Origin of the sequence: Mesorhizobium sp. M1D.F.Ca.ET.231.01.1.1, assembly GCF_003999155.2 — a bacterium.
Lineage (GTDB): Bacteria > Pseudomonadota > Alphaproteobacteria > Rhizobiales > Rhizobiaceae > Mesorhizobium.
In genome coordinates, this window is the sequence record NZ_RZOZ02000086.1 from 1 (window position 1) to 390 (window position 390).

A 390-nucleotide genomic window follows, 5' to 3' on the forward strand; every position below is an offset into this window, starting at 1 on the left:
AGCGCTTCCTCGAGCTCGCGATCCGATAGCCCATAGAGTGATTGCAGCAATAGCGCCTTGAAGAGTAACAACGGCGGCCAGGCCGCACGGCCCGCCCCGCCATCGCGTAGCGGGTTGAGCAGCTTCTCGAAGCGATACCACTTCACCAGACCGGACAGTCGATCGAGCGGCGAGGATCCACCTGCAAGCTTCTGGCCCAAAAAATGCTTCCGCCAGGCTCAACTGACCAGTCTGCTTCACCGCCATTGCGATTCCCTCCGAGCTTCCGTCTCAGAGAATCACAACCAGCCAATTACGCAACAGGCCCCCCTTGAGGGGGAGATTAGGGCTTCGCCGCTTCACCGGTGAATCAAATTTGCCGATCAGGGGAAAACTATTCGGTTGCGGTGA

The 390-nt window shown here is 58.5% G+C and carries 1 pseudogene; it reads right to left on the reverse strand.

The annotated features are described in order from the left end of the window. Window positions 1–246: pseudogene (locus EN874_RS32405) on the reverse strand (transposase); the annotation flags it as partial. Window positions 247–390 lie beyond the last annotated feature (144 nt).